This window comes from Glaciecola nitratireducens FR1064 (genome assembly GCF_000226565.1).
GTDB lineage: Bacteria > Pseudomonadota > Gammaproteobacteria > Enterobacterales > Alteromonadaceae > Glaciecola > Glaciecola nitratireducens.
Genome location: NC_016041.1, coordinates 568,213 through 582,674, shown reverse-complemented (window position 1 = coordinate 582,674; position 14,462 = coordinate 568,213). Strand labels below are relative to the sequence as shown.

The 14,462-nt window shown below is 42.4% G+C and carries 12 protein-coding genes; 8 read left to right on the top strand and 4 right to left on the bottom strand.

The window, feature by feature from the left end:
* Positions 1-67: 67 nt before the first annotated feature.
* Positions 68-664, bottom strand: a complete 597-nt coding sequence (locus GNIT_RS02500) for a YhgN family NAAT transporter (protein WP_041246576.1) — start codon at positions 662-664, stop codon at positions 68-70.
* Between the two features lie 223 nt (positions 665-887).
* Here GNIT_RS02500 and GNIT_RS02495 point away from each other — a divergent pair, with 223 nt between their 5' ends.
* The gene (locus GNIT_RS02495; protein ID WP_014107557.1) at positions 888-1,070 is read left to right on the top strand and encodes a hypothetical protein; all 183 of its coding nucleotides are present in this window, start codon (positions 888-890) and stop codon (positions 1,068-1,070) included.
* 17 nt (positions 1,071-1,087) lie between these two features.
* Here GNIT_RS02495 and pepB read toward each other — a convergent pair whose 3' ends face one another.
* Complete coding sequence (gene pepB / locus GNIT_RS02490; RefSeq protein ID WP_014107556.1) at positions 1,088-2,368, bottom strand: aminopeptidase PepB; 1,281 nt, start codon at positions 2,366-2,368, stop codon at positions 1,088-1,090.
* A 322-nt stretch (positions 2,369-2,690) separates the two neighbouring features.
* Here pepB and sfsA point away from each other — a divergent pair, with 322 nt between their 5' ends.
* The 7 genes from sfsA (at position 2,691) to panC (ending at position 8,762) form a co-directional block, all read left to right on the top strand.
* Positions 2,691-3,392, top strand: coding sequence for a DNA/RNA nuclease SfsA (gene sfsA, locus GNIT_RS02485; protein WP_014107555.1), 702 nt, complete (start codon positions 2,691-2,693; stop codon positions 3,390-3,392).
* Positions 3,393-3,582: 190 nt separating this feature from the next.
* Complete coding sequence (gene dksA / locus GNIT_RS02480) at positions 3,583-4,023, top strand: RNA polymerase-binding protein DksA (protein WP_014107554.1); 441 nt, start codon at positions 3,583-3,585, stop codon at positions 4,021-4,023.
* Between the two features lie 120 nt (positions 4,024-4,143).
* Complete coding sequence (gene gluQRS / locus GNIT_RS02475; RefSeq protein ID WP_014107553.1) at positions 4,144-5,031, top strand: tRNA glutamyl-Q(34) synthetase GluQRS; 888 nt, start codon at positions 4,144-4,146, stop codon at positions 5,029-5,031.
* A 130-nt stretch (positions 5,032-5,161) separates the two neighbouring features.
* Entirely contained in the window at positions 5,162-6,544 is a 1,383-nt protein-coding gene (pcnB, locus tag GNIT_RS02470; protein WP_014107552.1) for a polynucleotide adenylyltransferase PcnB, read from the top strand.
* A gap of 2 nt (positions 6,545-6,546) precedes the next feature.
* Positions 6,547-7,077 carry a 2-amino-4-hydroxy-6-hydroxymethyldihydropteridine diphosphokinase gene (folK, locus tag GNIT_RS02465; RefSeq protein WP_014107551.1) on the top strand — a complete coding sequence of 177 codons (531 nt, stop codon included), beginning with the start codon at positions 6,547-6,549 and terminating at the stop codon, positions 7,075-7,077.
* 18 nt (positions 7,078-7,095) lie between these two features.
* Positions 7,096-7,890, top strand: coding sequence for a 3-methyl-2-oxobutanoate hydroxymethyltransferase (panB, locus tag GNIT_RS02460; RefSeq protein WP_014107550.1), 795 nt, complete (start codon positions 7,096-7,098; stop codon positions 7,888-7,890).
* 23 nt (positions 7,891-7,913) lie between these two features.
* The gene (gene panC / locus GNIT_RS02455) at positions 7,914-8,762 is read left to right on the top strand and encodes a pantoate--beta-alanine ligase (protein ID WP_041246574.1); all 849 of its coding nucleotides are present in this window, start codon (positions 7,914-7,916) and stop codon (positions 8,760-8,762) included.
* 118 nt (positions 8,763-8,880) lie between these two features.
* Here the strand turns inward: panC and GNIT_RS17605 are convergent, their stop codons facing one another.
* Both GNIT_RS17605 and hemB read right to left on the bottom strand, forming a co-directional pair.
* A complete protein-coding gene (locus tag GNIT_RS17605; protein WP_014107548.1) occupies positions 8,881-13,188 on the bottom strand; it encodes an EAL domain-containing protein in 4,308 nt (1,435 codons plus the stop codon).
* A gap of 255 nt (positions 13,189-13,443) precedes the next feature.
* Complete coding sequence (hemB, locus tag GNIT_RS02445; RefSeq protein WP_014107547.1) at positions 13,444-14,454, bottom strand: porphobilinogen synthase; 1,011 nt, start codon at positions 14,452-14,454, stop codon at positions 13,444-13,446.
* Between the last annotated feature and the right edge of the window lie 8 nt (positions 14,455-14,462).

The window sequence follows — 14,462 nt, the reverse complement described above, 5'->3', positions numbered from 1 at the left end:
TAATGTATTGGGTCCGTTTTTACGCAGGATTAGCAGCGTCAGTAGACTCGTATCACTTTCAGGTTTTTCAGCTTAGCTGATGTTGGAAATACCTACCAATGCCATTGAGTAACATTTGAATTGCTATCATCACTAAGATCATTCCCATTAAACGCTCGATGGCATTCAAGCCTTTTTCACCTAAAACACGATGAAAGGTATTCGACATAGTTAAAATAATGGCACTGATCAACCAAGCAGCAAAAAGGGCAACACTCCATTGCGTCATTTTGTTGGGTTCTTGATTAGCCAATAAAATAAGTGCGGCCATGGTTGAAGGCCCAGCAATCATTGGAACAGCCAAAGGAACAATGAACGGCTCCTCGCCAGCAGGCAGCCCCATAATGCCGCCCGGCCGTGGGAAAATCATTTTTATAGCGATAATGAACAAGATAATACCCCCCGCAATACTCACGGTTTCTTGTTTTATCTTAAGAAAATCAAGTAATGCTTGCCCACTGTGTAAAAACACCATTAAGATTACTAACGCAATAACGAGTTCGCGAATAATAACAACGCGCCTGCGCTTGGGATCGATGGTTTTCAGCACCGACATATAAATGGGTAAGTTGCCAAGAGGATCCATGATCAGAAATAGCATAGTTGCAGCTGACAATATTTCTATCAAATCGGTCTCTCCTAGAAAAAGCGTGAGTATGCGCTATTGTGCATTAAAATGGCAGTGAAAGACTCAAATATTAACTAATGAAGCTGCATTTATCAGGTTTTATTTTTTAATTTATGAACTCTATAAAGATACTGGTATGATAATTTATCTCATAATTTTATCGTTACTGTCGTTAACATTGAACATAACGATTTTTAATATTAATTAAGCGGAGCTAAAAATGGCATTAATGACAGTGAACGAAGTAGCTGAGTTTTTCGGTGTACAAAGCACGAGAGTAGAGCGACTAGAAAGAGAAAGTCTACTTATGGCGAAAGAAAAAGATGATCAAGGTAATCCGTTATTTGAGCGCGGTGACGTTGAAAAATATAAAGAATTAGCAGAAAGATTGGGCGGCATCTAAACCGCCCGTTCGTTGTACTAGCCGATAAGCTGGTCGGCAATAGTTCTTATCCCTATGGCCGTTGCACCATTAGGCATTAATTCGGTGCCATTACGGTTGTACGCTGCCGCTAAGTCAATATGAACCCAACCTTTGCCTTCGTTACCCACAAAGCGCGATAAGAATCCGGCTGCATTAGACGCACCACCAGCGCCTCCCCCCTTCACCGGGCGACTATTTGCTGTGTCTGCGAAAGGTGATGCACACTGCTCTTGATGCCATGGCATTAATGGTAAGCGCCAATGCGGTTCGTGTACTTTTGCTGCACTCGCTAAGAAAGATGCTTGAAATTCTTCATCTAAACTAAAAATAGCGTTGAACTCTTTACCAACAGCCATGACCGCAGCCCCTGTCAAAGTTGCTGCATCAATGATCTTCAGCGCACCAGACTCGGTTGCTGCCATAAGACCATCTGCAAGTACTAAGCGACCTTCAGCATCGGTATTCACTATTTCAACGGTTACTCCGTTTTTGTAAGTGATGATGTCACCTAATTTATAAGCATGATCGCTAATCAGATTTTCTGCACAGCAAAGGAACAGCTTCGTGCGCTTTTTTAATCCCTGCATGATAGCCAGCCCAAGTGCGCCGGTTACAGTCGCAGCGCCTCCCATATCGCATTTCATGTCTAACATTCCTTCACTGGATTTAATACTATAGCCACCGCTATCAAAAGTAATGCCTTTGCCCACTAAAGCGAAATCTATGACAGCGTCAGGCTTGCCTGTCGGATTGTAGTCGAGTTCAAGTAGCACGGGTGGACGGCAGCTGCCGCGACCAACTTCATATATGCCGTGCCAGCCTGCTTCGAGTAGCTCTTCGCCAGTAAGCATACGCGTCGTAACGTGCTCAGGAGCTAATGAATGAATCCATTCAGCGGCTTCTGTAGCAAGTGACTCTGGACTTAGTTCCTCAGGTGTTTCGTTCACGAGGCGTCGCGTAAACTGCATCGCAGAAAAACGAGTCTTCAAATCGCTTTCGTCTGCATTTTTACACCATGTAATTGCACCCTTAAAACCAGCGCCGCAATAACTTGTTGCGAACGCCCACTGTTGTTCAGCATCCCAGTCGCCGACAAATTCAATATTTTCGACGCCGAGCGCCCCAATTTTGCGTGTTGATTTCTGAATTTGACGTAGGTTCAATCCTGAATCGGGCAGATGCAATACGGCACCCCCTTCTACAAATGAAAGTTTCGCATTTGCTCCCCATGAAGCAGCAGCGGGCTCGTGACTGAGTGAAACATAAAAATTTGACATTGGGACTCCATCAGGGTTGTATGAAACGCCAAGATTAATAAGCGTTTGACTTAAAAAGTGCTAGGCTAAAACATGCATCGTTCTAAAAATACAAAATTAGTTAATCAGGCAATCCTGCATAATTTTTTGCATGGTATTATGGGTGAATTGGCGAAAGCCAATATTTGTATGTGGTCATAATAACAGTAAAGTAATAACAACAAAACGCTGGGATGAACTCCGAAATGTATTGCTCTGAAATATGTTGCTCTGAAATACGTTGCTCTGAAATACGTTATTCTGAAATGTAGTTTACTTAAACCCCGAATAGGTAAAAGAGTTTATGCTTAAGTTTGAGTCACCGCTGATCGAGGCTGTTTTGATAAAGCGCTACAAACGCTTTTTAGCCGACGTCGAACTCGACAATGGCGAGTTAATAACGGTGCATTGCCCAAATACAGGCTCAATGACTAACTGTGCACAACCTGGTTGGAAAGTTTTGTTAAGCAAGTCTGCGAATAAAAAGCGCAAATACGCGCATACTTGGGAATTGGCGATAAATGATGACGGGCATTGGATTGGTATTAATACCAATAATGCAAATAAAATAGTAAAAGCCGCATTGCAACAGCGGAAAATAATAGAGCTCGCTGAATACGGTCAAATTACTCCTGAATATAGAGTTGGCGAAAGCAGAATTGATTTTTTTATGCAGGCCGATGGTATGCCTGATTGTTACCTTGAAGTGAAATCGATGACCCTATGCGAAAATTCACTGGGACTTTTCCCAGATTCAGTTACGCAACGAGGAACAAAACACGCTAATGAATTAGCTGAATTAGCAAAAGCAGGACATAAAGCCGTTTTGCTATTTTGTGCGCAACATTCGGGTATTTTGCATTTCAACATTGCGCGTCATATTGATGAAAAATATGCTCATGCAGTGTCAGAAGCACAAAAAGTAGGTGTTGAAGTAATTTGTTATGGTTGCAATTTTTCCAGTGATTTTATTGAGTTAGCTCAATCAATACCAATTGCTGACTAAAAAAAGATTGATTTTTGTGTAAAAATCACCATATTACGGTCCTCAAAGAAAAAAGTAAGTCACAGAATTATTGTATTTAGCGCACAAAAAGGCGTTAGATAAATGGAAAAAGACATTGTCGTACGATGTGATTTGCCGGAAAACATCAGGCAAAGGGATGCAGAATGTCGACGTTTAGGAGAAATGGCAAATGCCAACAGAAAAAGCAGTAGGATTACTTGGTTTAGCTGACGTTAGGCCATATCAGGAAAAGTCCGACGAAGAATATATGAACGATGCTCAAATGAATCACTTCAGACTGATTCTAAAAGCATGGCGCAACCAACTTCGTCAAGAAGTAGATCGCACCGTTCACCACATGCAGGATGAAGCTGCAAACTTTCCAGATCCGGTTGATAGAGCGGCGCAAGAAGAAGAATTCAGTTTGGAATTGCGCGCACGTGACCGCGAAAGAAAGTTGATTAAGAAAATCGAAAAAACACTCAAGCGCATTGAAGATGACGACTTTGGTTTTTGCGATACATGCGGAATAGAAATTGGTATTCGCAGGCTAGAGGCTCGCCCGACAGCTGACATGTGCATCGACTGCAAAACAATGGCAGAAATTAAAGAGAAGCAGCTTCAAGGTTAATCTTGGCTGAGTTTCTACTGATTTAGATAAAACCGTGTTAGCGTTGGCTTGCGCGGTTTTTTATTGCCTCCTTTTTTGTTCACTAGCAACCAAGCTACTAATCATATCCAGGTTTTTGTAATGCAAGCATACGTTGGAAGATTTGCACCATCACCGAGTGGGCCGCTTCACTTTGGTTCCTTAGTATGTGCTTTAGTAAGTTTTTTGCATGCTCGCCAAGCCAAGGGTAAATGGTTAGTTAGAATTGAAGATGTTGATACAACACGAGTACAAGAAGGCGCGGATAAAGTTATATTGTCTCAGCTTCTTGCGCACGGCATGCAGTGGGATGGTGATATTGTTTATCAAACAGATAGACAGCATGCTTATCAAAGTGCACTGGATACACTGCACAAACAGCAGTTAGTTTATGCCTGTGCTTGCACTCGCCAAGAAATAAAGTCAAAAGGAAGATATTACACAGGAACATGCCGGCAAATGCAGCTTCCTTGGGAAAATAACGCAATTAGAGTAATAAATACTTGCCAAAACACCTATTTTGACGACATACATTTAGGCCATGTGCAGGTCGACGCATTATTCTGCAGCGAGGATTTGAGCATTAAACGGAAGGACGGTTTATTTGCCTATAACCTTGCCGTAGTCGTAGATGATATTGAACAACACGTAAGCCATATAGTGCGTGGAGCTGATCTTATTGACACTACCGTGCAGCAGCAACACATTTATAGTTTATTAGGTAAAACGTCGCCAAAATATTTTCACCTGCCTGTAATTTGCACCAAAAGCGGGCAAAAATTAAGCAAACAAAACCATGCTGCCGCAATTGATAATAAGCAAGCGTCGAAAAATCTAATTTACGCCTTTGCAGCAATTGGACTATCGTGCCAATCATTGACAGAAAAAATGACAATAGAAGAGCTTATTCATTGGGCTCTAACCCATTGGTCGCCTAATTTACTAGTAAAAAGAAGAGAAATTCTGATTTCTGACATAAATACAGTATAATTCGCGGACTTAACCTAAATATGGTTAATTAGAAACGAATACGATTTCAAAACAGTATGAATACAACATACGGTTACAACAATAACAAAGACGACGCTCCACGACGTTGTTAATAATAGGTCAAGGTGGCATGCCAAGCACCCCAACAAAAAAAACAGTGATTAATCCTGTCGTTATCCCAAAAGGACAGCATCCGGTTACGTTCTCTGACATTAGTGACAATACACTTTCAGTATTACGACGACTGAACGCGAAAGGATATGAAGCCTATCTCGTAGGCGGTTGTATTCGAGACAAACTGATGGGAAAAACTCCAAAAGACTTCGATGTCGCAACGAATGCAACACCAGAGCAAATCAAAGAGTGCTTCCGTAACTGTCGACTAATCGGCCGACGTTTTCGCCTGGCGCACATCGTTTTCGGTAGAGATGTAATAGAAGTAGCTACATTTCGCGGACATCATGAAGACGTAAACGCAAACGAAGAAGAGAATAAAACTCAAGTTAAAGGTCGTCGCGGCAACCAAGTTGATGATGTACTAGCCAAACAAGACCAGCAGGGTCAACTCCTGCGCGACAATGTATTCGGCAGCATTGAAGAAGATGCCGAACGCCGTGATTTCACGTTCAATGCCATGTACTTCAGTGCAAAAGATCAAAGTATCATCGATTTTGCCGACGGTATGGCCTCGATTAAAGAGAAAAAAATAGAGCTTATTGGCGATCCTGCAACACGTTTTCGTGAAGATCCCGTGCGCATGATCCGAGCAATCAGATTCAGTGCAAAACTAGGCATGTCGATACCGAAAGAAGTGGGTGACCAGATAAAAGAACTGGCTCATTTGCTCGCCAATATTCCACCAGCAAGACTGTTCGAAGAAGTCCTAAAATTATTGATCGGCGGCTGTGGGCTTCGCACTTTCCATTTATTACATGAATATGGTTTATTCGCGCAATTATTCCCGCAGCTAGCTCCTTTACTTGTGGACGATACCTGTCGAGAAATGAAGCTAGTAGAACAAGTCCTTAAAAACACGGATGACCGCATTAACAACGAACAGCGAGTCACCCCGGCTTTCCTGTATGCGGCTTTTTTATGGTATCCAGTTGAAGAACGAACACAACTGATTATGAGTGAATCCGGTGTTGCACATCATGACGCTTTCAATATTGCTGTCGGAGAGGTTTTGTTCAGGCAAACTCAACGTATCATGATACCAAAGCGCTTCAGTATGCCTGTGCGTGAAATGTGGCAATTGCAATTGCGTCTGCCGAAGCGGTTCGGGCGACGTGCGTATCAAACGCTCAGTCACCCAAGGTTTCGAGCTGCTTATGACTTTCTGTTAATACGAGGTCAAATAGAAGGCGGTGATTTGCTTGAGCTTGGAGAATGGTGGACTGAATTTCAAGAAGTAACGCCCGAGCAGCGCAAAGATATGGTGGCGAATTTACGCAACCAGTCGGGCGGCGTTCCGAAAAAAAGAAAATATAATAAAAAACGGAAAGCGAATTAATTATGTTGTCTGACATCGCCTATATTGGTTTAGGAAGCAATCTTGGTGCGCCTGTTCAGCAACTTGAACAGGCATTGAAAGCAATCGAGATGCACCCCCAGATGGTCTTGGTTGCTAGCTCTCATTTCTACGCTAGTTCACCAATGGGACCGCAAAATCAACCTGATTATGTGAACGCGGTTTGTAAAATCAAAACTTCCTTACAACCACAAGAGTTGTTAACGACGCTACAAGATATCGAAAATCAGCAAGGTCGAGAACGTGTAGGCGACCGCTGGGGTCCTCGCACATTAGATTTAGATATATTGCTGTTTAATGATCTTACCTTGAAAACTAGCAAATTAACGTTACCTCATTACGGTATGCAAGAAAGAGAGTTTGTGCTCGTCCCTTTATTCGAAATATCCCCTGATCTAATTATGCAAGATGGTCGTTCTCTTGCAACTTGGGTTGCTAAATGCAACCTAGATGGTTTGTATCGGATTGATCAACAAGCGTCTAGTATCAAACAAAAAGCAAGTGTGACGTTATAAATAATAAGAGATAAGCAAATGAAAAAAGTGACCACTTCAACGCTAATGCAATTAAAGCAAAAAGGCGAAAAGATAGCAGCGCTTACAGCGTACGACGCCAGCTTTGCAAAAATGTTTGATGAGCAGCTAATTGATGTAATGCTCATTGGTGATTCACTCGGTATGGTACTGAGAGGCGATGACGACACCCTGTCGGTCAGCATCGACGATATTGCTTATCACACAACTTGCGTTCGCAAAGGTACCAGCAGAGCGTTTGTGATAGCGGATATGCCGTTTATGAGTTATGCAACAACCGAACTCGCTTACACCAATGCTGCAAAGCTAATGGCGAGTGGCGCAAGTATGGTTAAAGTTGAAGGTGGCGAATGGCTAATATCAACTATTTCTGGCTTGGTAGAGCGCGGCATCCCTGTGTGCGGCCATTTAGGCTTAACCCCACAGTCAGTGCATGTGTTTGGCGGTTTTAAGGTGCAAGGACGTGAACAGGAACAAGCGCAAAAGATTATTGACGCCGCAATAAAGCTAGAAAAAGCAGGTGTTCAATTATTAGTACTGGAATGTGTTCCGAGTGCCATAGCAAAACGTATTTCTGAGACTTTGACAATACCGGTAATTGGGATAGGCGCAGGCGTCGATACCGACGGACAAATTCTGGTGATGCATGATATGTTTGGTATTAGCGCAAACTATATGCCTAAATTTAGCAAAAACTACTTGGCAGACTGCAATGATATGCGCTCAGCGGTAAGTACATACATTGATGACGTGAAAACGAAACGTTTCCCTGGCCCAGAACATTCTTTCGAGTGAGTACGATGCAATTAGTAGACGGTATGCAAATAGTTAGCGATATTCAATCATTAAGAGAACTTCGCCGCGAGTGGCAAACAGGGAAGCAAGCCATTGCTTTCGTTCCTACCATGGGTAACTTACACAATGGCCATTTGAAACTGGTTAAAGAGGCGAAGAAGCACGCAAGCAAGGTGGTTGTCTCGATTTTTGTCAATCCACTGCAGTTTGGCCCTGACGAAGATCTCGATGCCTACCCAAGAACCATGGAACAAGATAAAGCATCTTTGGCTGAATTGGGCGTTGATGTTTTATTCATGCCAAAAGTTGAGGACATTTATAGCAGAGGTTTAGAGCAACAAACTTTCGTTGAAGTACCGGGTTTGTCCTACATGATTTGCGGTGCCAGTCGCCCTGGCCATTTTAGAGGCGTTGCAACTATTGTTTGTAAACTGTTTAATATGGTACAGCCCAATATGGCGTTTTTTGGTGAAAAAGACTTTCAGCAACTGCAAGTGATTAAGGCGATGGTAACCGACTTATCCATGAACTTGACTATTCATGGTGTTCCTACTGAACGCGAAGCTGATGGTTTAGCCATGAGTTCAAGAAACAATTATTTGAATGAGGAACAGCGTGAAATTGCGCCTGGTTTATATCAATTAATTTCCAACATGGCTGTTGAAATTAAAAGCGGTCGCAGAGATTTTTCAATCATGATCCAAGAGTATAGGCTGCGCTTGGCGAGCATTGGTTTTAAGCCTGACTATATCGATATACGGTCAGCAAGCAGTTTGCTGCAACCGAGCCACGAAGACAAAGAACTGGTGATTCTTGGTGCTGGTTTTTTAGGTAAAACACGGATTATAGATAATATTCAAGTTGAGATATAAAACAGAGAGCCTATACTCAAACCCTCAGAGCTGAAACCTCTGAGGGGTCCGTCTCTATCCATAGTGTTAAAGCACAAAATATTTTCCGACTTTTACAATAAAAACCCTAACCTTCATTTTATTTCCGTTCGTCAGTGATATCCGATTCGTTGAGTTTGATTTCGCTCAAGGGAACGGCTTTACCAAAAAAATATCCTTGCGCAAAATCAACGCCTAATTCAACTAAGCAGTCGAGGATTTCTTTATTTTCGACCGATTCAGCAATCACTTTCTTATTCATTTCATGCCCCAGATCGCTGATAGCTTTAACCATCGCTAAATTGACTGAGTCAGTAGCAATATCTTTGACAAACAAGCCAGCGATTTTAATATATTCAACAGGCAGAGCCTTCAAATATTCAAAAGACGATAAGCCCGTTCCGAAATCATCCAGTGCAAACTCACAACCCAAATTTTTAAGGGCATGCATAAAGCTGTTGGCGTTGGTAAAATTGGTGATGGCCGCAGTTTCAGTTATTTCAAAACAGATTTTTCCAGTAGGTATCGGTTTAGCCTTCAGCGCGTTAACGACGTGTTTTAAAAACTCTTGATCCCCCAACGACTGTCCAGAAATATTGATGTTGATTAAGGCAACATTCTCTAGTTGATGTTTGTTATCAGTCATCCAATTAAATGTGTTACGAATGACCCATAAGTCAACTTTGGATGACAAGTTATAGCGTTCCGCCGCTCCCAGAAAATCGTCTGGTTGAATAATATTGTCACCGTCTCGCATGCGGATTAATACCTCATAAGAAAGCTTATTGGTATCAACACCATTGATTGGAACGATGGGTTGTAAGACGAGTAAAAAGCGGTTGTTTTCTAGTGCTAAGTTGATGCGCGCGACCCATTTCATCTGTCCGTGCCGAGCAGCCATATTCGTATCTTGTTCCGAATAAACATGAACCCTGTTACGGCCATTTTCTTTTGCTGCGTAGCACGCTGCATCAGCAGCCTTTAATAAATCAGTCTTATCTTGTCCATCGCCAATTATTTCCACTAAGCCTATACTGACGCCCACCATATGAGTGTTTCCTTGCCAAAAAAATCGATAATTAGCCACAGCATCACGCATACCGTTAGCGACACGCTTGCCTTCATGCAGGTCGCAATGTTCCATTAATAAGCCAAACTCGTCACCACCAAGCCTAGCTAAAGTATCTCGCTTTCTAACATGACTTTGTAACACATTTGAAAGCTGTCTTAATAATTCGTCACCCGCCAAATGTCCGCAGGCATCATTGATCACCTTAAACTGATCTAAGTCTAAATAACATAAAACATGCTGATCTTGATCTTCAGGACTGTTTTGTAGCACGCGTTCTAGGCGCTCATCAAACTCCCGACGATTAATAAGGCCTGTTAAGGCGTCATGACGCGCTTGGTAGTCTAATTTATTGATTGAGGCATACTCTTTGGTCATATCTCTAAAAATCACGACGGCGCCCCTCAGCTCGCCATGTTCAATGATCGGCCCCACTGAATATGAAATGGGGAACGATGTACCATCTTTACGCCAAACCAAATCATTTGCACCGCGATGGGGTTTTTGATCCTTAAGGCACTGATAAACAAAACAATCAGACCACGGGTAATCAGAACCATCAGAACGTGTGTGATGAAATATCGTATGTGAATCTCTACCAATTAGCTCTTGTTCCGTAAATCCTAGATCTTGGACAAGCTTGGCATTAACAAACGTACATTTGCCTGAGACATCAACGCCATAGATGGCCTCACCCGTTGATTTTAAGAGCAACTCGATACGCTCTCTGGAACTGCTTAACGAGCTTTTAATTTGATTAAGGCGTGTAATATCAAAAAATGTCACGACCACGCCTTCTATCTCACCGTCATTGGTGCGAAAGGGTGAAATTCGAACGATATAGCACTTATCGTCGGTCGTTTTGACCTCAATCTCATTCATTAGGCGATTCTTAAGCGTTAACTCGGCCTCTTTCACTAAATCAAGTGTTACGAACTGATGGGAGATATCGCTAATGGGTCTTCCAACATCGGATTTTATCAGCTGAAACAACGCGCGCATGGCTGGCGTAAAGCGTTTAATGCAAAACTTAACGTCTAAAAATAACGCCGCGATATCAGCACTCTCCAGCAGGTTAGTCATATCATCATTAGCAATGGCTAACTCTTCGACCTTGTTTTGGAGCTGATTGTTAACCGTGGTCAGCTCTTCATTTAGTGACTGTAATTCTTCTTTGGAAGTCTCTAGCTCTTCATTCGACGACTGCAGTTCCTCATTCATCGACAAAACTTCTTCGTGCGATACTTTTAACTCTTCAGTAGAAGATGCCATATCCTCAAGACAGGTTCGCAGGTCGTCTTTAGCCTCAGCTAACTCCTCTTCTAATTGATGGAGTAGATTAGTGTGCTGCAACTCGTCAGGCGTTGCCGATGCAATGACATTTATCTGGTTAGACTCAACAACTTCACTAAAGCTAATCAATAGTAAATCTTCACCCGATTTTAACGTATGTATCGGGTGAACCGAAAGTTGGATTGGATAATAATTGGCGTCGCGCTTGACCCTTGTCGTCACCTCGATCATTTCACCGTTCGTCATAGCTAACTGAACTGCAGCGCGAAGCTTGCTACGTATACCTTCGCGCAAAACTGAGATCAGGTCCTGTGAGGGCTTCCCCGTCGTCATTTCCAAATAACGTCCAGACTGACCATTGACGTAAAGAATGTCGAAATTCTTATTAATTAGAACGGCAAAAGGCGCATAATGTTGAAGTAACAACTGCTGCGTAATTTTGCCATACTGGGCTGCTTCTTGCGTACCTTGATTTATTGGATAACTCATTTGTGGCTGCTTACTAAAATCTGACAAAGTGGGGAAAGAAATCGTCTCGCTTTTTGTCTTCCCAACGCGACGGTATAAACGCAGTTTTTTGGAGAGAGGCTGAAATAGGTCCTCATGTTGACCAATTGTTTCAGCACTACCTAAAAACAGATAGCCCCCTTCATTGAGAGCAAAGTGGAACATCGAAATGATTTTTTTCTGAATAGCCGGCTCGAGATATATCAACAAGTTACGACAGCTAATGAGATCTACTTTTGAAAAAGGCGGGTCACTGATTAAATTTTGTGTCGCAAACACCACGCAATCTCGCAACGTCTTATTCACTTGGTAGTGATTGTCCTTTTTAATAAAAAATTGCTGCAAGCGCTCAGTAGAGATATCAGAGGTAATGTTAACGGGATACCTGCCCGCGCGCGCAACGCTGATAGCCTGTTCATCAATATCGGATGCAAAAATCTGCACTTCGTTGTGCTTTTTTGCGAGTTGTAACTGCTCCAGTATAACCATCGCAATCGAATAGGGCTCTTCACCCGTTGCGCATCCGGGCGTCCATACCCGAATCACATCATCAGGTGCTTTAGTGTTGATGATTTTTTGAACAACGTCGTTTTCGAGTTGTTTATAAGCTTCAGGTTCACGGAAGAAATCAGTCACACTGATTAATAAATCTTTCAATAATAGTTGAGCTTCTTCGTGGCTTTGTTGAACTATATGCGCATATTCAGCAAAATCAGTCAGGTGTTTAAGTCCCATGCGACGTTCTATGCGACGCGTTAAAGTGCCTTTTTTATAGTTTGAAAAATCATATTTAGTTTGCAATCGCAGGGCAGATAGAATTTTGTCTAATTGCTCGTGAACCAAATCAACAGGAATGTCGCTTATGATTAATTGCTGAAGACTCTGGAAATATAATAACAATTCACTCGGCATTTTTTGGACTGGTAAAGTACAGTCAACAAATCCGGTATCAATAGCACTTTGCGGCATGCCATCAAATTTCGAGGTTTCAGGAGCCTGCACTAATACCAATCCTCCCTTGTCTTTTATCGATTTAATGCCCAGTGAACCATCAGTCCCTGTTCCAGAAAGGATGATGCAAATAGCATTTTCTTGTTTATCTTTTGCCAACGATCGTAAAAAAATATCAATTGGCATCCTCTGTCCATGCGCTTGACTTGGCTCGCTTAGTAGCAGAATATTCTGACTGATAGTTAAATCTTTATTTGGTGGGATTACGTACACTTTATTTGCTTCAACATGCATTTGATCGTCAACCTGATGCACTGGCATTAAGGTATGTTTCGCAATTATCTCAGCCGTCAGGCTCTTATGATTCGGATCAAGGTGCTGGATCAAGACAAACGCCATACCACTTTTTGCCGGCATAGCATCAAAGAACATAATGAAAGTTTCTAAGCCGCCAGCGGAGGCGCCGATACCGACAACGGGGACTGAGTTTTTTGTAAGTAAAACTGAGGCTTTTTCTTCTGGTCCACTGCGCTTTTTTTGATCGGTTTGAATCGCGTTAGGCGTGTCCCTTTCTGAGCGTTTTTTCATAATTATACCGACCACTCTTTGGTGAAATTTAAATATTAATAATTCACTTGAGTTGAAATCGGACGATGCAACTAAGCGTTAAACTAAAGCTTACCTGTAGACTTTAAAGATAGTAGGTACGATCTATATTTGTCAACGCCAATCGCCTTATTTTTTTACATTATCTAGTTGATTAAGCTTAAAATCAGACATTAAAAGACCAACCCTACAACTATTGCCCCGCTCCAGCGAGGCTAATATCCAGCGTTTCAAACATTAATTCGAACGCACTTTTTGTAAATCCAGTATCTTGGCCGCATCTTTTGCAAAATAGGTTAAAATACCGTCAGCACCAGCTCGTTTAAAAGCCAGCAACGATTCCATAATGACGGCATCTTTGTTTAACCAACCATTTGCAAAAGCTGCTTGGTGCATCGCGTACTCACCGCTAACTTGATAAGCAAACGTAGGCACACCAAACTCTGTTTTACAGCGCTGCACTATATCCAAATAAGGCATTCCTGGTTTTACCATCACCATATCAGCGCCTTCGTTAATATCGAGCTCAATTTCTCTCAGTGCCTCATCTGAGTTAGCAGGATCCATTTGATAATTTTTCTTATTACCACCTTTGATATTGCCAGCTGAACCCACAGCATCTCTAAACGGACCATAGTAACTTGATGCATATTTTGCTGAATAAGCCATAATACTGGTGTTTTTAAATCCTTCTAATTCAAGCGCTTCCCGAATTGCCCAGATGCGCCCGTCCATCATGTCCGATGGCGCGACAATATCAGCCCCAGCTTCTGCGTGAGACAGGGCCTGCTTCACCAACACGTCAGTTGTCTCATCATTCATCACATAACCATTATCATCGATTAAACCGTCTTGACCGTGCACGGTGAAAGGATCAAGCGCAACGTCGGTAATCACTGAAATATCGGGAAACGCTTCTTTCAACGCCCTTACCGCGCGCTGAGCTAAACCTTCAGGGTTAAACGCTTCGCTGGCACACAGTGTTTTTTTATCCGCAGGTGTCACTGGGAATAATGCAAACACATGCACCCCGAGTGCGACTACTTCACGTACCTCTTCAATTAATTTATCAATACTGAATCGAAACACGTCAGGCATAGACTCGATTGACTCAACATGATCCGACCCATCCAATACAAACATTGGATATATAAGATCATCAACTGTAAGTGTTGACTCACTAACTAATCGCCTAATCGAAGATGTATAACGCAGTCTACGAGGACGGCTAAGTGGAAACTGTGACATATTTTTCC